The sequence below is a fragment of the Caulobacter sp. S45 genome (genome assembly GCF_903642205.1).
GTDB lineage: Bacteria > Pseudomonadota > Alphaproteobacteria > Caulobacterales > Caulobacteraceae > CAHJWH01.
The window spans coordinates 27,031-49,871 of record NZ_CAHJWH010000003.1 but is presented as its reverse complement, the minus strand read 5'-3'; the positions used below and the strand labels follow the sequence as shown (position 1 = coordinate 49,871).

The following is a 22,841-nucleotide window of genomic DNA, read 5'->3' as shown; positions in this document are numbered from 1 at the left end:
GCTATCCGGAAAAGGGCGTGATCATGCCGTTCTCACGTCGCCAACAGCGACTGGAACGTCCACCGTCCGACGGGGCAGGTCCACGAAGACGCGGCCGCTGTGGGAGATGGACACCCCGGTGATCTGCTGGGCGGAAAAGCCCGCCATGTGCTGCAATGCGGCCCCGCCCGCGGAGGCTGGAGCCGGCGCATCCCTGGCCGGCGCAGGCCGGCGCGTCTGAGCCACCGCAGAGGAGCCGGCAAGCGCCGCGACCGGATTGCGTCTCGCCGATTTCCGGGCTGAAGCTACGCCTTAAGATGGATGTACGAGCAACGTAGCGCCGCCGACACCATTTGCTATGAACGGACTGAGAGCGCGTCGGGTGTTTTGGGCGTGTCTGACCGACGGATAGATCATGCTGACTTCCAAGGCTGCCGCGAGCGCCGACCGGGCTCCCATGGGCGTGACCGGACTGGACGACATACTCGGCGGCGGATTGACGCCATCGCGCATCTACCTCCTGGAGGGTACGCCCGGAACGGGAAAGACGACCCTGGCGCTCCAATTCCTGCTGAAGGGGCGGGAACTCGGAGAAGAGGGGCTGTACATCACCCTTTCGGAGACCGAGTTCGAGCTGCGCGCCGTCGCCGCCTCTCACGGCTGGTCGCTGGAAGGTCTGTCGATCCACGAACTGGTCAACGAGGCGGGGCTGGACCCGGACGCCGAACAGTCGATCCTCCATCCGTCCGATGTAGAGCTGGGAGAGACCACGCGCGCCATCATGGCCCGCGTGGAAGCGGAACGGCCTCGGCGCGTCGTGTTCGACAGCCTTTCGGAGATGAGGCTCCTTGCACAAAATCCACTCCGCTACCGCCGCCAGATCCTGGCGCTGAAGCACTTCTTCGCCAACCGCACCTGCACCGTGCTGCTGCTGGACGACCAGACCTCCAGCGGCAACGATCTTCAGCTACACAGCATCGCCCATGGCGTCATAACCCTGGAGCAGATCGCTCAGGACTTCGGGACGCAGAGGCGCCGGCTTCGGGTGGTGAAGATGCGCGGGATTAAGTTTCGCGGCGGCTTCCACGACTTCTCCCTGGATACCGGCGGCATCGAGGTGTTTCCAAGCCTCATCGCAGCCGAGCACCGCCGCGATTTCGAGCCGGCGCTCCTGTCGACCGGGACGGCCGAGCTCGACACGCTCCTGGGCGGCGGCCTCGCGCGCGGCACCAACACCTTGCTCATGGGTCCGTCCGGGGTAGGCAAGACCACCACGGCCATACGATGCATCCTGAGCGCGTTGGAGCGGGGCCAGAACTGCGCCTACTTCCTGTTCGACGAAGGGCTGACGACACTGCTCGCGCGGGCCCAGGCGATGTCGATGGACCTGCGGCCGTTCATCGACAACGGCCAGCTCGCCATCCGCCAGATCGATCCAGCCGAGGTCTCGCCGGGTGAGTTCTCGAGCTGGGTGAGGCGCGCGGTCACCGATGATCAAGCCGCCTTCGTCGTCATCGACAGCCTGAACGCCTACCTTCAGGCCATGCCGGGCGAAAAGTACCTCCTCTTGCAGATGCACGAACTCCTGAACTATCTGAACCAGCTCGGCGTGGCGACACTGCTGGTGCTCGGCCAGCATGGCTTGGTCGGCGACATGCGGACAGACGTGGACCTGAGCTATCTCAGCGATACAATCCTGCTGTTCCGCTTTTTCGAAGCCAGTGGTCAGATCCTGACCGCCTTGTCCGTCGTCAAGAGCCGCGCCAGTGCTCATGAGCGAACGATTCGTGAGTTCCGTCTGGGCCCATCGGGGGTTCGGGTCGGGGAAGCCTTGACGGATTTCCAGGGCGTCATGGCCGGGGTGCAGGCCTACAGAGGCCGGCTGGCGATGCTGCCGACAGAGCCTCGTGCCTTCGAGCCTCCCAGTTGAACACGGACATGGATAATCGCGTCCTCATCCTGGCTCCTCGGGGTCGTGACGCCTCGGTCATCGCACAGACGTTGAGGGATCGAACGATCCACGTCTGCACCGATGTCGCCGATCTGGAGGCGCGGGTGGCTGAAGGCGCCGGCGCCGTCATCGTTACCGAGGAAGCCCTCGGGGGACAGACTCTAGCCGGGTTCGCGACCTGGCTCCGGGATCAGCCGCCCTGGTCAGATCTTCCGATCATCGTGCTGGCGGCCCAGCGCGTGGGTCCTCGGCCGGCCCCGGCGCAGCAGACCTTGGCCGATCTGGGCAACATCGTGATCTTCGAACGGCCGATAAGCGCGGAGACGCTACAACGAGGCGTCGGCTCTGCGTTGCGCGCCCGAGGCCGGCAGTACGTCGCGCGCGAACACCTGGAGGAGCGACGGCAGTTCGCCGCCACCCTCGAGCAGCGCATCGAGGAGCGCACGGCCGATCTCGCCCGCGCCAACCTTCGTCTCGTGCGCGAGATCGAGGAGAGAGAGCGGATGCAGGCGGTGCTGGTCCAGTCCCAGAAGATGGAGGCTGTGGGCCAGCTCACGGGCGGCGTCGCCCATGACTTCAACAATCTGCTCACGATCATCCGATCCTCGGTGGACTTCCTGCGCCGTGACGACATCGCCGCAAGCCGGCGGCTCCGCTACGTTGACGCCATCTCGCAGACCGTGGATCGCGCCGCGAAGCTCACAGCCCAGCTCCTGGCCTTTGCGCGACGGCAGGCGCTCGTGCCTGTGGAGTTCGATGTCGGCGCCCAGGTGGAGAGCGTGGCCGAGCTGGTGCGCCCCCTCGTCGGCTCGCGGATCGAGATCGAGGTCCAGCCCGCCGCCATCCCCTGTTTCACCAAGGCGGACGTCAGCCAGTTCGAGACTGCGCTCATCAACCTTGCCGTCAATGGGCGCGACGCCATGCAGGGCGAGGGCAAGCTCACCTTCCGGATCGAAGCGGTGGTCGACGTCCCCTCGGTGCGCGGCCACGCGGGAAGCACCGGCGACTTCGTCGCCATCACCGTGTCGGATTGCGGCTGCGGTATCCCGGCCGAGCAGTTGCCCAGCATCTTCGAGCCCTTCTACACCACCAAGGAGGTGGGCAAGGGTACAGGACTGGGGCTCAGCCAGGTGTTCGGGTTCGCCAAGCAGTCCGGCGGCGAGATCACGGTGCTGTCCGAGACGGGAAAGGGCACGGCGTTCCGGCTCTATCTGCCCCGCACCTCCGGGCGGCGCACCGCGCGGATCGAGCCGGTGGTCGAGCTTGCACGCACGACCCTACCGCGGGCCGGCCTTCGCGTCCTCGTCGTGGAGGACAATGACGCCGTCGGACGATTCGCCGTGGAGATGCTGGCTGACCTGGGCCACAGCCCGACCCGCGCCGCCAATGCGGAGGAGGCTTTCGCCTATCTGGGCGCCGACGCAAACGGCTTCGACGCCGTCTTCTCCGACGTCATGATGCCTGGCATCGATGGCTTGACCATGGCGCGAATACTGCGAGACCGTTTCCGCACACTGCCGGTCCTGCTGACCAGCGGCTATAGCCATGTCGTGGCTCAGGAAGGCACCCATGGCTTTGAGCTATTGCAGAAGCCTTATTCCGTAGGCGCGCTGGCGGAACGGCTCGAGCAAGTCGTCCAAAACAGCCTGTCGGGAGCCTCTCATTGGGCTAAGTCAGCCACGAGTTGACCGCCTGATCCGCCAGACAGGGTGAAGCCGGAGAGGCTGGCGCTCCCGTAAGCGCTGGAAAGGGTGAAGGTGTCGCCGCTGGCCACTTCAAAGGCCGACAGCTCCAAGACGCCTCCGGCCATGATTTCGTTGGATCCCTGAACGCTGATGTTGTCACCAAGAAACGGGACAAGGCCGCAGCGTTAAAGTTCATCAAGAAGGCCCAGAAGCGGCACGGCCCGCCTAAGGCGATCACCACTGATGGTTTGCGCTCCTACAAGGCCGCCCTGAAGGAGGTCGGCATAGCCGACCATCAGGAGATCGGCCGCTGGGCCGACAACCGGCCTTGCTCACGACCGATCCACGCAGTCATACGAGGTTACTAGATGAAGACCCGCGCCGCCGTTGCCTTCGAGGCCAAACGCCCACTCGAAATCGTGGAGCTGGACCTGGACGGGCCCAGCGCCTTCGAGGTGCTGGTCGAGATCAAGGCCACCGGCATCTGCCACACGGACGCCTACACGCTCGACGGCCTGGACAGCGAGGGCCTGTTCCCGAGCGTGCTGGGCCACGAGGGCGCCGGCGTGGTGCGCGAGGTCGGGGCGGGCGTGACCAGCGTGAAGGTCGGCGACCACGTCATCCCGCTCTACACGCCCGAGTGCCGCCAATGCAAAAGCTGCCTGTCGCGCAAAACGAACCTGTGCACCGCCATCCGCGCCACCCAGGGCAAGGGTTTGATGCCCGACGGCACGAGCCGGTTCAGCTACAAGGGCTCTCCCATCTTCCACTACATGGGCTGCTCGACCTTCTCCAACTACACGGTGCTGCCCGAGATCGCCGTGGCGAAGATCCGGGAGGACGCGCCCTTCGACACCGCCTGCTACGTCGGCTGCGGCGTGACCACCGGCGTAGGCGCGGTGGTCAACACCGCCAAGGTGGAGCCGGGCTCGAATGTAGTGGTGTTCGGGCTCGGCGGCATCGGGCTGAACGTCATCCAGGGCGCCAGGCTGGTCGGGGCCGACAAGATCATCGGCGTGGACCTCAACCCCTCGAAGGAGGCGTGGGGACGCCGCTTCGGCATGACCCACTTCGTCAACCCCGGGACGATCCAGGGCGACGTCGTCCAGCACCTCGTCGCGCTGACCGACGGCGGCGCGGACTACAGCTTCGACTGCACCGGCAACACCACGGTGATGCGCCAGGCGCTGGAATGCTGCCATCGCGGCTGGGGTGTGTCGGTGGTGATCGGGGTGGCGGAGGCCGGCCGCGAGATATCCACCCGCCCGTTCCAGCTGGTCACCGGGCGGGTGTGGAAGGGCTCGGCCTTCGGCGGCGCGCGCGGGCGCACCGACACGCCGAAGATCGTGGACTGGTACATGGGCGGCAAGATCGCCATCGACCCAATGATCACCCACCGCCTCAGCCTGGAGGAGATCAACCGCGGCTTCGAGCTGATGCACGCCGGCGAGAGCATCCGCAGCGTGGTGGTCTACTGATGGAGCTGGAGACCGGGTCCCAGGTCCGGGGGCACGGGGGCGTGCAGGGCGTCTATCGTCATGGGAGCGTCCAGACGAAGACCCATAACCTTCAGCGCCTTTGTCCCGGAGCACGCCCGGGGCGAGAAGCCGCCGGTAGTCTGGTATTTGTCCGGCCTGACCTGCACCCACGCCAACGTCACGGAGAAGGGTGAGCACCGCGCCGCCTGCGCCGAGCTCGGGCTGATCTTCGTGGCCCTTGACACCTCGCCCGGCGCGAGGGCGTTCCGGATGACCCGCAAGGGCCCATGACTTTGGCCTCGGCGCCTGCTTCGACGCGCTCTCACTCTGGGAGGGCAGGCGCGCGCTGCGCCAGCCGAACGCTCCCCACTTCGTTGGCCGCGAGCCGCCAAAGATGCGACAGGCCCTTACGCGCAAGTATGCCGTTCTAAGAGGAGCTTAAGAACGGCGGGGCACCTTATAGATGCTCGTTGCGTAGGATGCCCACAAAGGGACTTGAACCCTCGACCTTCTGATTACAAAGCCGCGCGGCACTCGCACGGTGGTGTTTTCTTCCATCTCGACGGTACGGAGGATCAGAGCTGCTCCCTCTTTGTCCGAGAGTCTAGCGGCGCGGATGAAAGACTCGGAGATGTCGAGGCGCCGCTCGTGGTTGCGCGCCTCAAGGCAGGGCTTGCGGACGATTCCGATGAAGAAGTCGTGTAAGGCGGCCTGTCCATCAGCTTGCTGCGGTTGTAGGCGCTGTCAGCAAACAGGGTCTCCAGCCGGGCCCAGCGCTTGCGCACCGCGTCTAAGATGGCCTGGGCTCCGGCGCTATCGGAGATGAGGCATGGATTAGAGTTCATTCTCGCTTGGCTTGGCTCGAGATGGGACGTTGCGAAGCAACGGAAGTGTTTTGGCTTCCCGCGATCAGGCGAGGAGCCTGGAGGGCTCAAGCCCCTCGGCGCCCTGGGTCGGCAGGTGCTCGACCAGAAAATCGATGAAGGCGCGTATACGGGGGGGCACGTGTCGACGGGTGAAGTGGGTGGCGTAGAGGTGGATGTCGTCGCAGGCGAAGGCGGGAAGGAGCTCCACCAGCCGGCCGGCGCGCAGGTCGTCCTCTATGTCCCACAGCGCCTTGATCGCCACGCCCGCGCCGTCGAGCGCCCAGCGGTGGATCGTGTCGGTATTGTTGCTGGTCAGCGATCCGGAGACGACGACCTTGACGGGGGCTTGCGGCCCCCGGACCGTCCATTGGTCATAGATGCGGGCGCCCCGCGTGACGCAGAGGCAGTTATGGTGCGCCAGGTCCTCCGGCCTGTTGGGCCGCCCCCGGGCCAGGAGGTAGGAGGGCGCCGCGCAGATCACCCGCCGGCTGCTGAGGAGCTTGCGGTAGACGACCTCACCTTCCAAGGGGCGTTTGGTTTGGATGGCGACGTCCAGCTCCGTCTCCAGGATGTCCGGGCGGACGTCCGTCAGGGTGAGCTCGATGCGGACCTTGGGGTGGCGTTCGGCGAAAGCCCGGCACAGGCCTGAGATCTGGCGGCGTCCGATCTCATGGGGCGCGCTGACGCGGAGCAGGCCCTGGGGCGGCCTGGAGCGGGCGCTGAGTTCGGCTGCCACCGCGTCCAGGGCCTGCACGATAGGCACGGCGCGTTCGTGCAGCAGCTGCCCCTCGTCGGTCAGCGTGAACTTGCGCGAGCCCCGGTCGATGAGGCGCACGCCCAGACGATTCTCCAGGCCCGACAGCCTGCGGCTGACGGAGGTGAGCGATGTGTTGGCCCGGCGCGCCGCGCCCGAGAGGCTGCCGGCCGCCACGATGCGTGTGAAGAGGCGAAGATCGCTGACCTCGTCGGCCATGTGCGCCGGCCCCCTCGGCTCCGACCCGTCCGTCAACGCGACCGGAGCGGCGCCGTTGCAGCCGGGGTCCGGCCCGCGGGTCAGAAGGGATGCTGCAGGCGGACGTTGGCGCTCATGCCCTCGGGCCGGTTGCGGGCCTGGAACTCGCCGTAGGCGGCGACCAGGATGGCCGTCCTCCCCACCTGCCAGCGGGCGACCGGGCCGAGCGCGAAGACCCGCTGCAGGCTGTCGGGCATGGAGACGCCGTCCACGCGGGCCGGCCCGATCTGGTGCAGCAGGTAGCCGCCGAGCCCGGCCCGCCAAGCCGGCGTGAGCGCATAGGAAGCCGAGGCGTTCAGCGCGAACTGATCGCCCGCCTGCAGGCGCCGCCGTGAGCCGGCCGCAGACCGTCCCCTCGCCGACCCGCTCCAGTCGTAGATCGCCCGGGCGCTCAACTCCCAGCGGGAGGAGACGCGCCAGGTCACCGCGAGATAGAACGAGACCTGCCAGCCGCCCTGGCCCGTGTTGACGGCCGCAGCCGCATGGTGGTCGCCGGTCGGCGCGATCACGCCCAGGGCCAGCCGGGCCGAGACGGTCCCGGCCTTCGGATGGGGGCTCGACCACTCCAGGAAGGGCTCCACGGTCGTGTCGCCGAGTCCGGTGTCGTGGCCGGCGCCGCTCGCCGCGAAGCCGTTGTTCACATGGCTGACCGGGACGAGCACCTCCACGCCGGGGTGCGCCCCCAGGACGGAGGCGGGGGAGACCAGGATCGGGTGCGCGACGGCCGAGATGATCTGCTGGTCGTTGTCTCCAGGGACGCTGCGCCCGTCCGCGTCGGCCAGCCGCCTCGCACCGGAGCCGAAGGTGATGATCTCCAGCAGCCGGCCGGGGCCACCCTCGCCGTCCAGGATATTGGTCTGGCCGAGGTCCAGCGGCGGCAGCGGCTCGGTCTGGCCGGCGTCGGCGCCCCGCGGCCCCAAGGCCAGCGCAAGGCTGAAACCAAGCGGCAGGATCGCGCAGGCTCGCCGATCCCGGCGCCAGGACCGCGACGGCGGACAGGTCCCTCGTTTCACCCGCGCAATCGGCATCAGGGCGTCGGGTGCTTGGACGCGAGCGACGCCCGCCAGGTGCGCTTCAGGAAGGCGAGACCGTCACGGGCGAGATCGTCAGTGGAGGGGGCGAGGTCGCGCCAGCTCCGCGTCTTCAGGGCGACCTCGGGATCTTCGAAGGGAAGGCTCTCGATGGCGCAGCAGCCGCCGTAGCCGATGTCGGCCAGGGCGGCGAACAGCCCCGGCCAGTCGATCAGCCGCCCCGTTCCAGGCGTCCCCCGATCCGTTTCGGGCAGATGCAGGTGCTTCAGCCAGCCTCCGGCGGCGCGCATGGCCGCGCAAGGATCGGTCTCCTCGACCGCCATGTGGGCGGTGTCGAGCATCATCCCGACCTGGGCGTGGTCCACCGCCGCGCACAGCGCGACCGCCTGCGCCGCGGTGTTCAGGAAGAAGGTCTCGAACCGGTTCATCGGCTCTAGCGCGAGCTGCACGCCGGCCGCCCACAGGTCTGGCCCGAGCGCCTGCAGGCCCTCGACCGCCCATCGCTGCTGGTCCGGCGTGGCGCGCGCCCCGCTGAACCACCAGGGCGGGGCGTAGAGCGGGCCGACGACGAGGCCGGCGCCGAGGTCGCGCGCCACGCCTATCGCCTCGCGCAGGTAGCCAAGCGCGGCGCGTCGCGCGTCGGCGTCCTCGTGCAGCAGGCAGAGCTCCGGGCGCGGCGGCGAGGTCGAGAGGGTGCAGCCGAGGTCCAGGCGCTCCAGCTCGCGCCGTATGGCGTCCACCGGGAAGTCCGCCTCGAAGCCGCTCCGCTGCAGCTCGATCGTGTCGGCGCCCAGCGCCTTGACGTGCTCCAGGAGCGGCAGGTGACGCGCCTAGAAGCGGGGCGACCACAGGAACGTGTTGAGGGCGAAGAACACGCCCTCACGCCCCGGCGCGCAGGCGCGCCGCCTCCGCCCGGTCCACCAGGGTCGGCGTGGTCTCCGCGCCGGGCTGGGGCCAGTTGGCGAACATCTCCGCGTAGCTGTGGGAGACGATCTCCAGGGTGGTCCACCACGGATCTCGCGCATAGGCCAGCCGCCAGGGCCGGCCGGGCGTGAAGGCGTGTGGCTCGGTCTGGCTATGGCCCCCATGGGCCACGATGCGCGCGACCATGGCCTCCACGTCCGGATGGGTGAGGGCGACGTGCCAGGGACCGTGGCGGCGGTAGTCCACGCCTTCCGCGGGGGGCAGCGGCCTGGGGTCGAGCGGCTCGAACAGCTCGATCCCGACGCCATTGCCCGTCAGGAGGTGCGCCTGCAGCATGCGCCGGAAGTCGGGGCCGAAGACCGCGCCGGTCTCCGCCGTCGCCCGGGCGTCCGCCTCCAGCAGCCGCGGGCCCATGATGTGGGTGCAGCCGAACACCTCGCCGTACCAGTCGATGGCGGCGTGGATGTCGGGCACGGTGATCCCGACGTGGTTCAGGGCCAGCGGCGCGAGCTTCATGCCTTCACTCCGAGCAGGGCGCCGATCGCCGCCATCGCCCGCGGCCAAGCGGCCTCGCCCAGCACCATGCCGAGCAGTCCCGTCAGCGCCACCAGCGGCGGCGCGGGCGAGCGCACCCGCAACGCCGCATAAAGCACGCCCACCAGGAGGCCCACGAGGAAGGAGAGCAGGAAGGCCTTCATGGTATTCGCCACCGTCCGACAGGAGGTTGCAACCTAGCCCGCGCAGCGACGGCCGTTCATCGCCAAGATCGCAAGCGGGTCTTGCGAAACAGGCAAGCCCATCGCCGCTGGACCGGGACTATCATCCTGCATTGAGCCGTCCCCAGGGCATGCCCGCCTTGGCAGGTGAGACCAGCCCGGAGATCGCCATGGCCGCGCAATCCATCCGCCTCGTGACCCTCACCGCGGCCGGGAGCTTGAAGATCGCCGCCCACGAGGCCGGGCCGGCGGACGGCCCGATCGTCCTTCTGGTCCCCGGCTGGCCCCAGACCGCCTATGCTTGGCGCCGCGTGCAGCCGATCCTGGCCGAGGCCGGCTACCGCGCGCTGGCGCTGGACCTGCCGGGCATGGGCGGGTCCGACCTGCTGGCGCAGGGCGTGGCCTACGACACCGGCCACGTCGCCGACCTGCTCGCCTCCGCCGTCGCCGGGGCTGGGATCGCGCGCTTCGCCCTAGTGGGCCACGATGTGGGGACCTGGGTAGCCTACGCTTGGGCGACCCGCCATCCGCAAGCCGTGGAGAGCCTGGTCCTGACCGAGGCGGCCATCCCAGGCGTGACCGCGGACGCGGCCCTGCCGCTCGCCGCCGCGCCCAAGGTGTTCCAGTTCTACTTCAACGCCGTGGACGACCTGCCGGAACTCCTGACGCAGGGCCGCGAGCGCGCGTTCCTGGACTGGCTGTTCCGCAGCAAGACGATGGTCAAGGACGCCATCGGCGAGGCCGATCTCGACCACTACGTCCAGAACTACAGCCGCCCGGGGCGCATGGCCGCCGGCTTCGCCTACTACCGCGCGCTTCTGCACAGCATTGCGCAGAACAAGGCGGCGGCCGCGCCCAGCATGCCGGTGCTGGCGCTTGGCGGCGAGGGCGGGGTGGGCGAGGCGCTCTATACCGCCCTCAAGGCCAAGGCGCCGCAGACGCAGGGCGGGGCCATGGCGGGGGTGGGCCACTACATCCCCGAAGAGGCGCCGGACGCGTTCGCCGAACGCCTCCTTTCCTTCCTGGCCGCCTGAGCCGGAGGAGCGCCGCCATGAGGGCCGTCATCGCAGACCCGCCAGGGCCGCCGCACTACACCAGCTTCCCCGAGCCGCGAGGCGGATCGGAGGCGGAGGTGGTGGCCGTGCTGGCCGCCGCCCTGACCAACCTGGACGTCGCCACCGCGGAAGGGCGCCACTACCTGGCCCCGGAGGCGCGGCCTTTCGTGGTCGGGCGCGAGGCGGTGGTGCGCGCCGCTGATGGGCGTCGGCTGTGGTGCAATGCGGTGAGCCTTGTCGCGCCTCATGGGTCCATGGCCGAGAGCACGCTGCTGCGCGCTGGCTACGGCCTGCCGGTGCCGGAGGATACGCCCGACGCGCTGGCCGCCGCCATCGGCAACGCGGGCTTGGCGGCCTGGCTGCCGCTTTCCTGGCGGGCTCGGCTCCAGCCCGGCGAGACGGTGATGATCCTGGGCGCCACGGGCGTGACCGGATCCATCGCTGTAACGGCGGCGCGGCGGCTCGGGGCCGGACGGGTGATCGCAGCGGGACGGCGGCCAGACGCGCTGGCCCGCGCGCTGGCGCAAGGCGCCGACGCCATCGTCCGGCTGGACCGGACCGACCTGCCCCAGGCCTACCGGGAGGTGGCGGGCGCGGGCGTCGACGTGGTTATCGACTACCTGAACGGAGCGCCGGCCGAAGCGGCGCTGGGTGTGATGGCCCACAGCGGACGCATGGTGCAGGTCGGCTCCGGACTGGCGCCCGGTATCCACCTGCATGCCCAGACCGCGCGGCGGGCGTCCCTCGACGTGCTGGGGTTCGCCTACTACCACACGCCGCTCGCCCTGCAAGCGCAGGCCTATGCCGAGCTCTGCCGGCTCGCTATCGCGGGCGAGATCACGCTGGACTACGAGGTGATGCCCTTGTCGAACTTCTCGGAGGCATGGATGCGCCAGAAGGCAAGTGGAACGACGAGACTTGTGCTCGCAAATTGATTCGACACGACCGTTCGAACGGCAGCTTCCTCGTGTCACGACGATATATTTCAGCCTTTATTCGCAGACGGATCTTTCAAGCCCTGTTTCGCGCCAGGAGGAGAGATTATGGAGTCTACACGGATTGGATTTGTGAGAAACTCGACGCCCGCTCGGCGGTGGTCTTCGTCCACCCGCAGGACGCGCCCTGCTGCACGCCCCAGACCCTGACCTACGAACACTCCAGGGTTCCAGGACCACCGATCACGGGAGCCTACATCGACTGGCTGAAGACGGCCCGGGCTTCAAGTGACGCTTGAAGAACGCCTTGGAGGCGGGCAGCATGCGCTTTTCGCGAGCGTCCTTCGACGATCCCAATCCTGCAGCGACGTCGGCCTGGAGTGCGGCGGATTGGCGGACGCCACAGCGTAGATGGCGCCGAGGGCCTTGGCCGCCTCGGGCGACACGGTGGCCGGGACCTGGAAGCGAAGCGCAGGTTCAGCGGCGGCCGCGGATCCCGCCACAGCAACGGTCAGCACCAGGGCGGGTCTCAGGCGCATCGATCGCTGGCGTCCATTGTTCGATGAGAGGCGTCCTCGCGACGCAGTCGGCATGGTAGGGAACGGCCGGACCAGGTCGATAAGTTTCCAGGCCGTTCTGAAAAGCAGAGGCTTGAACCGGGAAGCCGAAGGGTCGGTGATAAGGCGCCCTGCGGAGCTTTTCTCGGGAAGCCTTCACTCTACGCTGACAAAATCATCCTTGTGGGTGACGATCGCAGCGCCGAACTCGCCGCCAGCCGTTGCAAAATGACAGAGATGAGACCAGAAATTTCCGACAAATACTTTATCCACTCGGATTCGGAATGAATCAATGTCCTTAACTACACCGACGCGCAGACTTTTGGTGACAGGCGTGGTTGCAGGCCTCGTCAGCCTGCTCGGTCTTGGCGGAGCGACGGCGACCCGAGCGGCGGAGCCGATAGCCGCCAAGCAGGTCTACCTCTTCTTCGTGTTTAGCGACCCGCGGCCCGGCCGCGAGGCGGCCTACGCCCGCTGGTTCGCCGACCGGCGACACACAGATCGCGCGACGGAAGCTCCCGGCGTCATGGGCGTGCAGCATTACGTCCCAGGTCCAGAGCTTCGCCACGCGCCCATGAACACTCCTCGCGACCTGGTGCTCTACACGCTCGCCACAGCTCAGGCGCAGAGGTCCGCCGAGGCTGTGACGCGGCTCGGAGACGCGGGCGACGCCTGGCCTGGGCCGGAGATCGCGACCGTGACGACGGCGACCTACAGAGCGCTCAGTCCGCCGATCAACGGTGTGGGCGGCGAGCCTGCCGGCGCGAAGCCGGGCGTCGCCGCCCGTTACGCCGTCTTGGCTTTCCACTCTGTGGTCACGGGCCAGGACGACAGCTTCAACAGCTGGTACGACGCCGTCCACCTTCCCGAGCTCTTGGCCAATCCCGGCGTGGTCAGTGGACAGAGGGGCGTGCGCAGCCCGGTGCAGTTCGGTCCCGCGTCCGAGACCAGCCCGCGCTACCTGATGCTGCTCCGCATCGCCACCAGCGACGTTCCGGCCGTTTTCAAGGGCATACTGAAAGGTGGGCCGCCCTCTCCGGCCATAGACCGGGCCCATAGTTACGGCTTCACCTACCAAGCCGCTAATCCGTAAACCCTGCATGCGTCCCGCGCCTCCGTGGTTGCCGGACGAGCTCGACAAAACGGAGGTGAGGCTTGGCCGGGTGCGAAGGATCAGGGAGCGGACGCTTAGCCTGGATCGCCTCCGCGCTCATCGCGCGGCGTATTTCATCACGAACGGCGGGTAGCGTTCCCCCTCTATAGCACCTGGTCCAAAGGCTCGATCCAGGCCGGCGAGCTCCTCCGCGTCGAAGGCGATATCCAACACCTCGAGGTTTTCCCTGAGCCGCGAACGACGCCGCATTCCGATCAAGGCGATGACGTCCTCGCCCCGGCTAAGGAGCCAGGCCAAGGCCAGCTGCGCCGGCGTTCGTCCCTTCTGGGCGGCCATGTCCCTTAGAGCCACCATCGCTTGCAGGTTATGCTTCAGGTTTTCACCTTTGAGACGGGGCGGGGTCAGATGGACGGTCGGGCCCCTGGTCGGCTCTTCCGTGACCGCCCCACTCAGCAACCCGTCGGCCAGGGTGCGATAGGCCACCAGGGCCAGGCCGAGGTCCCGGGCGGCCACCAGGATTTCGTCCTCGATAAAGCGACAGGCTAGCGAGTACTCTATCTCCAGGGCCGCGACGGGATGCACGCTGTGCGCTCGTCTTAGATCGTGCGCCCCTACTTCCGAAACGCCGAGATAGCGAACCTTGCCGTCCTTGATCAAGTCGGCCACGGCCCCGATCGTTTCCTCGTAAGGAACCGCCGGATCGGGTCGTCCCGGCTGGTACAGGTCGATGACCTCGACGCCCAATCGCTGGAGCGAGTAGGCGCAGAAGTTCTTGACCGCGCTCGGCCGACCATCGAGACCGAGAAAGGCGCCGGTCGGCGACAGCATCATGCCGCACTTCACGCTCAGAAAGGCCTGATCCCGTCGATCCTTGATGGCGCGACCGATGAGCGCCTCGTTGTGGCCCATGCCATAGAAGTCGGCGGTGTCGAGGAAGTTTACACCCGCGTCGAGCAGAGCATGGAGAGTGGCGATGCTCTCTGCATCGTCGCGAGGTGGAGCCGACATGCGGCTGCAACCGACGCCGAGCCGCGACACCTGTGGTCCATTCGCACCGAGACGTGTCGTCTTCATGAGGCTACCTCTTACCGACCCGCTCGTCATCAGCGCCGCCGGCGACGACGGGCTGCATCATAGCAATATGTGCTCTGTTCCGCTGGAAGGGGAGATAACAGCCCGGATTATGCTTTTTGCCTCTCGGCCGATCGGCTAGAAACTCTGGAATCTCTGGCTCCGGACCCGCTTCGACGTCAGGTCTCGACCAGCCCCTTGGTCTTCAATCCCGCCCAAGAATAAAGGACCCTGGCCATGGCCTCCCTGAAGCTCCTCGCCACCGCTGGCGCAGCCCTCCTGATCGTCGGAGGCGCGCAGGCCGCCATCCCAGGGAACCCGGACCCCGCCGCCGTGCAGCCTGGCGTCTACAAGGTTGAAGCGGGCCACACCCGCATCGAGTTCAGCCTGTCGCACATGGGCTTCTCGACCTGGTGGGGCGACTTCACCGGGGCGAGCGGCTCTTTGACCGTCGACCCGAACCGGCCGGCCGCCGACAAGCTCTCCATCACCGTGCCGATCGCCTCGGTGACCACCACCAACGCCAAGCTTGACGGCGAACTGAGGGAGCCCGACTACCTGGACGCGGCCAAGTATCCCACCTCCACCTTCGTCTCCACCCAGGTGACGCCCACCGGCCCCGGCCAGGCGGACGTCATGGGCCAGCTCACCCTGCATGGCGTGACCCGCCCGGTGACCCTGCACGTGCGGTTCAACGGCGCGGGCGTCAATCCGCTGAGCAAGGCCTACACCGTGGGCTTTGACGCCGAGGGCATGATCCGGCGCAGCGACTTCGGCGTGATGAAGCTGGTGCCCGTGGTGGGCGACGTGGTGACGCTGCGCCTCAGCGGCGCCTTCACGAAGACGTCCTGACGGAGGTCTGGCGCAAGGCGGGCCCGTGTCCGCCCAAGCGCGACGCGGAGGGGCCCAGGTCATGAGGGCTCCCGACGCCCCCGGCGTATCAGGGGGGTGAGGCGCGGCGACGGCTTCTGCGAGTTGCAGGAAGATCGCCGCGCCTGTCGATCAGAAGTCTCTTTATGGCCTCCTCTCCCCCGCGGCGCCGGCTCTTCGCCCTTACGCCCATCTTGTTGGTCCTCCTGGCCGTGTTCGGCTTTGAGGTGATGCGCGTTCAAGGTCAGGCGGCTGTGCTCCGAAGCGACCCCGAAGCCGTCCTGACCACGCCCGCGCTCCGCCGCACTGCGGTGGCCCGCGGCGGACCCGTCTACCAGCGCTACTGCTCCAGCTGTCACGGCGCGGAGGGCAAGGGCGACCACGGTGGCGGCGTCCCCGACTTCTCCGATGGTACGCATCTCTACGGCCAGGGCCGGGTTGCGGAGATCGAGGAGATCGCCCGCCACGGCATCCGCGCCGACGACAAGCAGGGCTTCGACCTTGCCTCCATGCCGGCCTTCGGCACTGCCCACCCCTACAAGGCCGAGCCGCTGCCCTCGCTCACGCCCGGCCAGATGGAGGACATCACCCAGTACCTCCTCGCCTTCACCGGGCGCGCCACCCGGCCTGACGCCGCGCAGCGGGGCGGCGCCCTCTACCGGGACTATGGCGGGTGCTACGACTGCCACGGCTACAATGGCGAGGGCGACGACGCCATTGGCGCGCCCGCCCTCACCGACGAGGTCTGGCTGTACGGCCACGGCTCCCACGACGACATCTACCGCACGCTGGAGCATGGGCGGGCGGGGATGAGCCCGGCCTTCGGCCGCGTCCTCAACGCCGACCAACTGCGCGACGTGGCCGTCTACGTCGCCTCGCTCGAACCCTCAAACGCCAAGCCCGCGGGACCCCGATGAATGACGCGGCTGTCGAGGATCACCTCGACCTCGCAGACGACGCGTCCGGCCGGCCGGACGCGGTAGGGCGGCCGACCCTGTGGAATCCTCGCCAGCCGAACGCCCGCCGTTCGCTCCTGCTCTGTGGCGTCGGCGCGCTGGCGGGCCTGCTCATCGCGGGCTTTGGCCTCTTCACAGCCCAGGGCACGCGCACCTTCGTCGTGCCGCCGGAAGACGCCGCCACGGTGAACGGCGTGCCGATCCTGCGCGCTGACGTCATCGGCCAGCTCCGGGCGCTGGACGACGTCTCGCTCGGCGAGGCCACGCCGGCCCAGAAGCACAAGGTGCTCGCCGACATGGTCCGCGAGGAGCTCTACGTCCAGCGTGGCGTGGAGCTCGGCGCCCCCACCGACGACACCGACGTTCGCCAGGCCCTGGTCGCCGGCACCGAGGCGGTGGTCGCCCAGGACGCGCTGACCTCCCGCCCGAGCGAGGCGGAACTGCACGGCTGGTACGACGCCCACCAGGACACCTATGCCGGCGAAGGCCAGATGACGGTGCAGGACGTCCGCCTGCCCTCCGCCCAGGCGACCGGCGCCGACAAGATCGTCGCGGCGCTGCGGAGCGGCTCCACCCCCGCCGCGCTGGACCTGAAGGGGTCCGGGCGCTTGACCGGCGACGCCCAGTTCTACTTCGCCGCCAGGATCCATCTCGGCGACGCGCTGTTCGCCGTCGCCCGCAGGCTCAAGGACGGGGAGGTCTCCGCCCCCGTGGCTGAGCCGGACGGCGTGCACATCCTGGTGATGACCCACAACCAGCAGCCGCTACCCGCCAGCTATCAGGACGCGCACGACCGCGTGCTCCGCGACTTCCTGGCGGCCAAGGTGGCCCGGCTGCAGGCCGGCAACGAGCGCTTCCTGCGCCGCCGCGCCGACATCAAGATCGCCGGCGACTTCAAGTGAAGCGCATTCTCCTCGTCGTCGCCGCCCTCCTCGCCTTCTGCCAAGCCGCTCCGGCGACCGCCCACACGCGAAGCGAGTCGCATTCGAGCTGGCTGGTGGACGGGGCGGCGGTTCACCTGACCTTCTCCGTCTCCGACGTGGAGGCCTCGCGCATCACCAAGGGCCGGCCACCCGACGACCGGGCGCTGATCGCCTACCTGAACGCCCGCGAAGGCGTCACCGCGAACGGCGCGCCCTGCCCCCTCGCCGTGCCGCCGCACGCCATCGCCGCCGCGCCAGGTTATCGCCGCATCGAGTTCCTCTACGAGTGCCCCTCCACCCGCAAGATGGTGCTGCACAACGCCGCCTTCTTCGACCTCGTCCCCAGCCACTTCAACCTGGCCCAGATCCAGACGGCCAAGGGCGACTATGCGCAGGACGTCCTGACCGCCGGCGACCACGACGTCGACCTGTCCGCCTCGAGCGGCGGGGAGCTGGCCCAGGCGGGCTTCCTGACCTTCATGCGCATGGGCGTCATGCACATCTTCACCGGTGTCGACCACATGTCCTTCCTGCTCGGACTGGTCCTGATCTCCCGGCGCTTCCGCGACCTCACCTTCGTGATCACGGGCTTCACGCTCGGCCACAGCCTGACGCTCGCCTTGGCCTTCACCGGCGTCATCCGCCCGCATGCGGAGTTCATCGACGCCCTGGTGGCGCTGACCATCGCCCTGATCGGTATCGAGAACATCTCGGTCGCCACCCATCGCCCGGGCCTGCTCGCGCTCTGGACCGCGGGCGCCCTGTTCCTGATGACGGCGATGCGGCTGATGGGCGTGGGCCTGCTGCCGCCGCTACTGCTGTTCGGCGCGGGGCTATTCGCGTCCAACTACCTGATGGTCTCCGGCCACATCCGCGACGCCGCGAGGCTGCGCCTGGTGGTCACCCTGGTGTTCGGCCTGATCCACGGCTTCGGCTTCGCCGCCGACCTCCTGAGCGAACCCTTGCCGCCCAACCGCCTGGCGGAGCTCCTCGTCGGCTTCAACCTGGGTGTGGAGGTCGGGCAGCTGACCATCGTGGTGCTGCTGACCGGCTCGGTCCTGCTGCTGTCCAAGCTGAAGCTGACCCTGCCCCGCCCCATCGTGGTGGACGTGACCGCCGCCTCCCTGGTCGGGATCGGCGTCTACTGGTTCGTGGGCCGCAGCTTCGCTTGACGGCCGAACGCTGCGTCGTAAGGACGTGTGCGCCGGGGGCGTGAACAGCCCTGAGGGAAGCGGCGGTCCATCGCGTACAGGAGTGGCGGCACAGCCGGCTTGGGGATGCAACCGTGAGCGACCGACTGGACGACCTCCTCGGTGAGATGGCCTCCCGGATGGGGTTGGACGCACCGAAGGGGATCGAAGCGGCGGTCTGGCGGCGCGTCGACGCGCGCGAGGCCGGTCGAAGCCAGCTCAGGTCCGGAGTCGTGTTGCAGTGCGCGATCGGCGCCTGCGCGCTGCTGATGGGCTTCTCCTACCAGGCCTATGAGCACGGGACCGGCGTGGCCGGGCCACGCGACCCGGAGCCGTCCCTGACACTGCTGGACGGCAGCACGGTGGCGGAGGCGGGGACCTTCCAGGTCCTGCGGTGAAGCCGCTCGTCACCCGTTCGCTCCTGACCGCGGCGATCGCCTTCTGCTGCGGACTGCTGGGCGCCAGCCTCGCCAGCCACATGCCCCAGGGCCTCGGACTCTCCTCCCGTCCGAACCCTGACTATCGCCTGGTCCAGTTCCGCGAGCGGGTCGACCGCATGCTGTCCGAGGAGATCCACCTATCTGCCCAGCAGAAGCGGCAGGTGGAGCTGATCGACCACAACTATACGCTCGACTACAACCTGGCGCTCGCGGACCTGCACGCCTCCAACTCGGAGCTGGCCGCAGCGCTCGCCAACGACATGTCGCTGAACGACGACGCCAAGGCGGCGATCGGAGAAATCCAGGTCAATGTCGGGCAAATGCAGACCTCCACAGTCAACTACATCGTCGACCTCAGGAAGGTCCTGACGCGGGAGCAGCAGAAGATCTTCGACGGCCGCATCATCGCCGACATCATGTAGATGGACGCGACCGGCGGCGATCCCGGCGACGCCGAGCTGACCCGCTTGAGCCTGGCGGGCGACCGCTCCGCCTTCTCCCAACTGATGGGCCGGCACAAGGGCCCGATACACGGCTATATCCGCCGCTACGTCCGCGATCCCGACGATGCCGCGGACGTGCTGCAGGACACCTTCGTCTCGGCCTGGCGGGCCCTGTCGAGTTACGATCCCGGGCGGCCCTTCGACGTATGGCTCCGCCGCGTCGCGCTCAACAAGTGCCGCGACCACGGCCGGCGTGCGAGCGTGCGGCGCGTCATCTCCGGCCTGTTCGACAGCAGCGGCCGCAGGGTGGAGGACAGGCCCGACCCGACTGCAGACGGCGAGGCAAGCCTCATCGCCCGCGAGGATGTCAGGGCGCTGGAGGCGGCCCTGGCCGCCCTGCCCCACGGCCTGCGCGATCCCCTGGTGCTCACCGTCCTGGAAGGCCTGTCGCAGGCGGAGGCGGGCGCGGTGCTCGGCCTCAGCGCCAAGGCGGTGGAGGTGCGCGTCTATCGCGCCCGCGCGAAGCTCGCGGCGACGCTGAAGCGATAGGCGCTGCGCCCGCTCAGAATTTCATGAAGCCCGGCTCGACCTTGGTGTCCTTGAAGGCGCCGTTGTTCTCGAAGCAGGACTGATCGTCCAGCAGCTCCCACTTCCTTTCGGTCTTGCGCTCCCAGATGTTGGTTAGGGTGACGGGCTGGGTGAAGGCGTCGTCGTCGTACAGCGTGGTGTGGGTGTGCAGGATGTTTGGCGCCACCTTCTGCACGCTCCACTTGATGTGCAGGTTCGGCCCGTGCGGGTCGCGCTGGCCGTCCAGGGTCGTGGTCGCATTGATCCCGACGGTGTCCACGTACAGCGTGTCGCCGATCCAGTAGCCGGTGGAGTGTCCGTTGTAGCTGGGCTTGAGGTCCTTGGGATGGCCCCGCCCGTCCGTCCAGATGACCACGGGGAAGGTCGCGTACATCCAGAAGGTCACCTCGCCCGGCGTCTGGGTGATCTCGTCCGGGTAGTTCTTGGAGACGAGCATCAGCGGCAGGCCGAAGGGCAGGCAACGCGAGGAGATGTCGCCGAGCGCGTGGCCGGCCTTGGTCGCCGCCGCACGCTCGTCGGCGATCTTCTGGTAGGCGGGCGTGTAGGGCAGCGGCCAGGGCTGAAGATAGACCGGCGGCCGCCCGTCGGCGGTCGCCCCGGTATTGCTGGCTACCCCGTGGCCGGGCACGCCCATGGCCACGCCAAGCCACAGGCCTGAGATGTCGGGCGCCTTGGGGTCACCGTAGTAGGAGACACCAGCGGGCGGCCAGCGCTCGCTCAGCGTGCTGGGCTGGGCGAAGGCGACGCCCAACGCCGCCGTCGCGGCGAAGAGGCCAAGTCCGATCCGGCCGAGGGTCTTGCGCATGGACGTCTCCTTCTGTCTGAACCCGCGCCACCGCCTCGCGCCCGCGGGAGGCTGGCGGTGATCATCGTCATTCAGACGGAAACTCTATCCTGAACGGAGGCGATGTTGAACACCGTCTCCGCCGTTTCGTGCGCGATCTTGCGCAGGGCTCCGGCGTCCAGCGAAGCGGATCGCAGGAAGCCCACCGCCTCCTCCGTCTGCTCGTAGGGATAGTCGATGGCGAACATGATCCGGTCCGGGCCGAACATCTTCAGCGCGAACTCCAGCGGCGCAGTCGTGTTCATGCCGCTGGTGGTGATGTGGAAGTTGGTCCGGAAGTATTCGCTGGGCAGCCTCTCGAGCTTCCTCATGCCGAGCGGCTCAAGTCCGCCGCGGCGCAGGATGTTGGCGTAGCGGTTGTCCAGCCGGTCGAGCCAGAACGGCAGGCCCTCGCCGAGGTGGCCGAGCACGACCTTGAGCTTGGGAAAGCGGTCGAACACACCCGCCATTATCATGCGCACGACGTGAAGCGAGCACTCCGCCCCGAAACCCCAGAGCGCGCCCATCATGCCATAGTCGGAGTAGGGCCCGACCATGGAGGGCGGGGGGAAGTTGGGGTGGATGTAGAGCGGCGCATCATGGGCCACGAGCGCCTCGAGGAGCGGCGAGACCTTCTCGGCGTCAAGGAAGTCGCCTTGGGTGTGTGAGTTGATGATGACGCCGCCGAGCTTCAGCTCGGTCATGATGCGCTTCACCTCGCCTGCGGCGCGCTCCGGGTCCTGCGGGGCGACCGCGCCCAGTCCGGCGAAGCGGGTCGGGTGCGCCCGGATGACCTTGGCCAATTCGTCGTTGGCGCGCTCGGCCATGTCGCCGCCGAGCTGCGGGGCGAAGGCCTGCACGCCCGGCGCGGTGATGCCGAGCAGGTGCATGTCCACGCCGAAACGGTCCATCTCGGCCAGCCGCACGTCCATGTCGGACAGCCGCTCGACCAGGGGGCCCTTGTAGTACATCTTCAGATAGCGGGCCTCGGCCGTGTCCAGCGTCTCGGCGAGCTTCAGGTACTCCTCAAAGTATTCGCGCGGCGCGAAGGCCTCCTCGGTGGCGATCAGACGCATCCTGGACCTGGCTCCTGTCGCCGTATGGGACCGCTCACGCCACCAGCGCCCGCAGCGCCGTCCCATACTCCTCGCGGGTCGGCACATAGGCGCTGGTGCGGTTGAAGTGGCTGGCGACGACGCCGTCGATCAGCGTGTCGAGAGGGCCGGCCACATAGCCCGCCGCCTTGTAGGTGGCGGGCAGGCCGAGCTCGCGCATCAGTGTGCGGAGCGCCGGTGCGATCTCCTCGCCGGTCGCGAGCCCCAGCGCCGCGGCGACCCGGGCCGCCTTGCCGGGGACATGGCGCGCCAGCAGCTCGGTCGTGACCGGCAGCGCGGCGGCGATCAGCGTCCCGTGGTGCAGGTCCTGGTCCCCACAGACCAGCGCGATGGCGTGGGCGGGACCCAGCCCCTTGTGGATGGCGGCGCCCCCGGCGAAGGCGGCCGCCATCAGCGACGCGCGCGCTGCGTCTCCCTCGGGCTCCAGCGCCGCGCGGATGTCGGCGAACACCCGCGCGATCCCGTCGAGCGCCAAGGCGTCGATCACCGGGTTCGCGGGTTCGGCGAAGAAGCCCTCGATGCAGTGGGACAAGGCGTCGACGCCGGTGGCCGCGATCAGCCGGCGCGGCAGGGTGCGCACCAAGTCGGGATCGCAGATCGCGACGCGCGGCACCAGGAAGGGGCTGCGGGTGCCGATCGCCGGTCCTCCCGGCACGGTATGCAGCGCGGAGACGGGCGAGCTCTCGCTGCCCGTGCCGACGGTGGTGGGTATCGCGACCAGCGGGACCGTGTTCCGCCCGATCCGCTCCGGCTGGCCCAGAAGCTCGGCTGAGCCCTGCAGGGCCGTTCCGGCGAGCGCCGCCAGGATCTTGGCGGTGTCGATCACCGAGCCGCCGCCGAGCGCCACGACCCCGTCGCAGGCTCCCGCGCGGTAGTCGGCATAGGCGATGTCGGCCCCCGCGACGGTGGGGTTCTCGGGCGTGTCGAGGTGGGCCGTCACGCCTTGCGGAAGCGCCCGGAGCGCGGCGGCCACGGCGCCCGCCCGCTCCAGCCCGCGATCGCTGAGCAGCAGCGGCCGTCGCACGCCCAACAGCGTCAGCTCGCCGGCCAGACCCGACAGGGCGCCAGCGCCGAACAGTAGGCGCGGCAATGGCAGGACTGGAACCACCTCGGCCTCCC

The 22,841-nt window shown here is 68.4% G+C and carries 25 protein-coding genes; 15 read left to right on the top strand and 10 right to left on the bottom strand.

Annotation, left to right across the window (positions count from 1 at the left end; genetic code table 11):
• Nucleotides 1-21: 21 nt before the first annotated feature.
• Nucleotides 22-225, bottom strand: coding sequence for a hypothetical protein (locus tag HUV06_RS00905; protein WP_174299385.1), 204 nt, complete (start codon nucleotides 223-225; stop codon nucleotides 22-24).
• 169 nt (nucleotides 226-394) lie between these two features.
• On the opposite strand from HUV06_RS00905, the gene HUV06_RS00900 reads away from it, so the two are divergent.
• From HUV06_RS00900 to HUV06_RS16125, 5 genes are all read left to right on the top strand, one after another.
• Nucleotides 395-1,909, top strand: a complete 1,515-nt coding sequence (locus HUV06_RS00900; RefSeq protein WP_174299384.1) for an ATPase domain-containing protein — start codon at nucleotides 395-397, stop codon at nucleotides 1,907-1,909.
• A gap of 8 nt (nucleotides 1,910-1,917) precedes the next feature.
• On the top strand, nucleotides 1,918-3,618 hold the full coding sequence (locus tag HUV06_RS00895) for an ATP-binding protein (protein WP_174299383.1): 1,701 nt from the start codon (nucleotides 1,918-1,920) through the stop codon (nucleotides 3,616-3,618).
• A 137-nt stretch (nucleotides 3,619-3,755) separates the two neighbouring features.
• Entirely contained in the window at nucleotides 3,756-3,983 is a 228-nt protein-coding gene (locus tag HUV06_RS16545) for a DDE-type integrase/transposase/recombinase (protein WP_174299394.1), read from the top strand.
• A complete protein-coding gene (locus tag HUV06_RS00885; protein ID WP_174299382.1) occupies nucleotides 3,984-5,093 on the top strand; it encodes an S-(hydroxymethyl)glutathione dehydrogenase/class III alcohol dehydrogenase in 1,110 nt (369 codons plus the stop codon).
• A 60-nt stretch (nucleotides 5,094-5,153) separates the two neighbouring features.
• Nucleotides 5,154-5,384: an alpha/beta hydrolase-fold protein gene (locus HUV06_RS16125; RefSeq protein ID WP_254600806.1), complete on the top strand. Its 231-nt coding sequence runs from the start codon at nucleotides 5,154-5,156 to the stop codon at nucleotides 5,382-5,384.
• Between the two features lie 618 nt (nucleotides 5,385-6,002).
• On the opposite strand, the gene HUV06_RS00875 is transcribed toward HUV06_RS16125, so the two are convergent.
• The 5 genes from HUV06_RS00875 to HUV06_RS00855 all read right to left on the bottom strand — a co-directional run bounded on the left by HUV06_RS00875 (nucleotide 6,003) and on the right by HUV06_RS00855 (nucleotide 9,624).
• Nucleotides 6,003-6,932 carry a LysR family transcriptional regulator gene (locus HUV06_RS00875; protein ID WP_174299381.1) on the bottom strand — a complete coding sequence of 310 codons (930 nt, stop codon included), beginning with the start codon at nucleotides 6,930-6,932 and terminating at the stop codon, nucleotides 6,003-6,005.
• Nucleotides 6,933-7,012: 80 nt separating this feature from the next.
• On the bottom strand, nucleotides 7,013-7,891 hold the full coding sequence (locus HUV06_RS00870) for a transporter (RefSeq protein ID WP_174299380.1): 879 nt from the start codon (nucleotides 7,889-7,891) through the stop codon (nucleotides 7,013-7,015).
• Between the two features lie 107 nt (nucleotides 7,892-7,998).
• Nucleotides 7,999-8,814 carry a sugar phosphate isomerase/epimerase gene (locus tag HUV06_RS00865; RefSeq protein WP_256429983.1) on the bottom strand — a complete coding sequence of 272 codons (816 nt, stop codon included), beginning with the start codon at nucleotides 8,812-8,814 and terminating at the stop codon, nucleotides 7,999-8,001.
• 67 nt (nucleotides 8,815-8,881) lie between these two features.
• On the bottom strand, nucleotides 8,882-9,442 hold the full coding sequence (locus HUV06_RS00860; protein WP_174299379.1) for a VOC family protein: 561 nt from the start codon (nucleotides 9,440-9,442) through the stop codon (nucleotides 8,882-8,884).
• Nucleotides 9,439-9,624, bottom strand: a complete 186-nt coding sequence (locus tag HUV06_RS00855) for a DUF1427 family protein (RefSeq protein WP_174299378.1) — start codon at nucleotides 9,622-9,624, stop codon at nucleotides 9,439-9,441. Before HUV06_RS00855 ends, HUV06_RS00860 begins: the two co-directional genes overlap by 4 nt.
• A gap of 188 nt (nucleotides 9,625-9,812) precedes the next feature.
• On the opposite strand from HUV06_RS00855, the gene HUV06_RS00850 reads away from it, so the two are divergent.
• From HUV06_RS00850 to HUV06_RS00840, 3 genes are all read left to right on the top strand, one after another.
• A complete protein-coding gene (locus HUV06_RS00850) occupies nucleotides 9,813-10,676 on the top strand; it encodes an alpha/beta fold hydrolase (protein WP_174299377.1) in 864 nt (287 codons plus the stop codon).
• Nucleotides 10,677-10,693: 17 nt separating this feature from the next.
• Nucleotides 10,694-11,632, top strand: coding sequence for a zinc-binding dehydrogenase (locus tag HUV06_RS00845; RefSeq protein WP_174299376.1), 939 nt, complete (start codon nucleotides 10,694-10,696; stop codon nucleotides 11,630-11,632).
• Nucleotides 11,633-12,523: 891 nt separating this feature from the next.
• Nucleotides 12,524-13,282: a hypothetical protein gene (locus tag HUV06_RS00840; protein WP_174299375.1), complete on the top strand. Its 759-nt coding sequence runs from the start codon at nucleotides 12,524-12,526 to the stop codon at nucleotides 13,280-13,282.
• Between the two features lie 117 nt (nucleotides 13,283-13,399).
• Here the strand turns inward: HUV06_RS00840 and HUV06_RS00835 are convergent, their stop codons facing one another.
• Nucleotides 13,400-14,341 carry an aldo/keto reductase gene (locus HUV06_RS00835; protein WP_217433580.1) on the bottom strand — a complete coding sequence of 314 codons (942 nt, stop codon included), beginning with the start codon at nucleotides 14,339-14,341 and terminating at the stop codon, nucleotides 13,400-13,402.
• Between the two features lie 270 nt (nucleotides 14,342-14,611).
• On the opposite strand from HUV06_RS00835, the gene HUV06_RS00830 reads away from it, so the two are divergent.
• From HUV06_RS00830 to HUV06_RS00800, 7 genes are all read left to right on the top strand, one after another.
• Complete coding sequence (locus HUV06_RS00830; RefSeq protein ID WP_174299374.1) at nucleotides 14,612-15,226, top strand: YceI family protein; 615 nt, start codon at nucleotides 14,612-14,614, stop codon at nucleotides 15,224-15,226.
• 215 nt (nucleotides 15,227-15,441) lie between these two features.
• A complete protein-coding gene (locus HUV06_RS00825) occupies nucleotides 15,442-16,161 on the top strand; it encodes a c-type cytochrome (protein ID WP_217433579.1) in 720 nt (239 codons plus the stop codon).
• On the top strand, nucleotides 16,158-17,102 hold the full coding sequence (locus tag HUV06_RS00820; protein WP_174299372.1) for a peptidylprolyl isomerase: 945 nt from the start codon (nucleotides 16,158-16,160) through the stop codon (nucleotides 17,100-17,102). The genes HUV06_RS00825 and HUV06_RS00820 overlap by 4 nt, the downstream gene beginning before the upstream one ends.
• Complete coding sequence (locus HUV06_RS00815; protein WP_174299371.1) at nucleotides 17,099-18,295, top strand: HupE/UreJ family protein; 1,197 nt, start codon at nucleotides 17,099-17,101, stop codon at nucleotides 18,293-18,295. The genes HUV06_RS00820 and HUV06_RS00815 overlap by 4 nt, the downstream gene beginning before the upstream one ends.
• Nucleotides 18,296-18,408: 113 nt before the next feature.
• On the top strand, nucleotides 18,409-18,711 hold the full coding sequence (locus tag HUV06_RS00810) for a hypothetical protein (protein ID WP_174299370.1): 303 nt from the start codon (nucleotides 18,409-18,411) through the stop codon (nucleotides 18,709-18,711).
• Nucleotides 18,708-19,175 (top strand): periplasmic heavy metal sensor, encoded by a 468-nt coding sequence (locus HUV06_RS00805; protein ID WP_174299369.1) that lies wholly within the window; start codon nucleotides 18,708-18,710, stop codon nucleotides 19,173-19,175. The genes HUV06_RS00810 and HUV06_RS00805 overlap by 4 nt, the downstream gene beginning before the upstream one ends.
• Nucleotides 19,176-19,745, top strand: coding sequence for an RNA polymerase sigma factor (locus HUV06_RS00800; protein WP_174299368.1), 570 nt, complete (start codon nucleotides 19,176-19,178; stop codon nucleotides 19,743-19,745).
• 13 nt (nucleotides 19,746-19,758) lie between these two features.
• Here the strand turns inward: HUV06_RS00800 and HUV06_RS00795 are convergent, their stop codons facing one another.
• The 3 genes from HUV06_RS00795 to HUV06_RS00785 form a co-directional block, all read right to left on the bottom strand.
• Nucleotides 19,759-20,589 (bottom strand): hypothetical protein, encoded by an 831-nt coding sequence (locus tag HUV06_RS00795; protein WP_174299367.1) that lies wholly within the window; start codon nucleotides 20,587-20,589, stop codon nucleotides 19,759-19,761.
• A gap of 71 nt (nucleotides 20,590-20,660) precedes the next feature.
• Nucleotides 20,661-21,683, bottom strand: coding sequence for an amidohydrolase family protein (locus HUV06_RS00790; protein WP_174299366.1), 1,023 nt, complete (start codon nucleotides 21,681-21,683; stop codon nucleotides 20,661-20,663).
• A 34-nt stretch (nucleotides 21,684-21,717) separates the two neighbouring features.
• The gene (locus tag HUV06_RS00785; RefSeq protein ID WP_174299365.1) at nucleotides 21,718-22,830 is read right to left on the bottom strand and encodes an iron-containing alcohol dehydrogenase; all 1,113 of its coding nucleotides are present in this window, start codon (nucleotides 22,828-22,830) and stop codon (nucleotides 21,718-21,720) included.
• Nucleotides 22,831-22,841: the final 11 nt, after the last annotated feature.

What these genes read in the sequence shown, in the direction of transcription:
- HUV06_RS00900 (WP_174299384.1), top strand. Translation starts at nt 395, where the DNA reads ATGCTGACTTCCAAGGCTGCCGCGAGCGCCGACCGGGCTCCCATGGGC.
- HUV06_RS00895 (WP_174299383.1), top strand. Translation starts at nt 1,918, where the DNA reads ATGGATAATCGCGTCCTCATCCTGGCTCCTCGGGGTCGTGACGCCTCG.
- HUV06_RS00885 (WP_174299382.1), top strand. Translation starts at nt 3,984, where the DNA reads ATGAAGACCCGCGCCGCCGTTGCCTTCGAGGCCAAACGCCCACTCGAA.
- HUV06_RS16125 (WP_254600806.1), top strand. Translation starts at nt 5,154, where the DNA reads ATGGGAGCGTCCAGACGAAGACCCATAACCTTCAGCGCCTTTGTCCCG.
- HUV06_RS00875 (WP_174299381.1), bottom strand. Translation starts at nt 6,932, where the DNA reads ATGGCCGACGAGGTCAGCGATCTTCGCCTCTTCACACGCATCGTGGCG.
- HUV06_RS00860 (WP_174299379.1), bottom strand. Translation starts at nt 9,442, where the DNA reads ATGAAGCTCGCGCCGCTGGCCCTGAACCACGTCGGGATCACCGTGCCC.
- HUV06_RS00855 (WP_174299378.1), bottom strand. Translation starts at nt 9,624, where the DNA reads ATGAAGGCCTTCCTGCTCTCCTTCCTCGTGGGCCTCCTGGTGGGCGTG.
- HUV06_RS00850 (WP_174299377.1), top strand. Translation starts at nt 9,813, where the DNA reads ATGGCCGCGCAATCCATCCGCCTCGTGACCCTCACCGCGGCCGGGAGC.
- HUV06_RS00845 (WP_174299376.1), top strand. Translation starts at nt 10,694, where the DNA reads ATGAGGGCCGTCATCGCAGACCCGCCAGGGCCGCCGCACTACACCAGC.
- HUV06_RS00830 (WP_174299374.1), top strand. Translation starts at nt 14,612, where the DNA reads ATGGCCTCCCTGAAGCTCCTCGCCACCGCTGGCGCAGCCCTCCTGATC.
- HUV06_RS00820 (WP_174299372.1), top strand. Translation starts at nt 16,158, where the DNA reads ATGAATGACGCGGCTGTCGAGGATCACCTCGACCTCGCAGACGACGCG.
- HUV06_RS00800 (WP_174299368.1), top strand. Translation starts at nt 19,176, where the DNA reads ATGGACGCGACCGGCGGCGATCCCGGCGACGCCGAGCTGACCCGCTTG.
- HUV06_RS00795 (WP_174299367.1), bottom strand. Translation starts at nt 20,589, where the DNA reads ATGCGCAAGACCCTCGGCCGGATCGGACTTGGCCTCTTCGCCGCGACG.
- HUV06_RS00790 (WP_174299366.1), bottom strand. Translation starts at nt 21,683, where the DNA reads ATGCGTCTGATCGCCACCGAGGAGGCCTTCGCGCCGCGCGAATACTTT.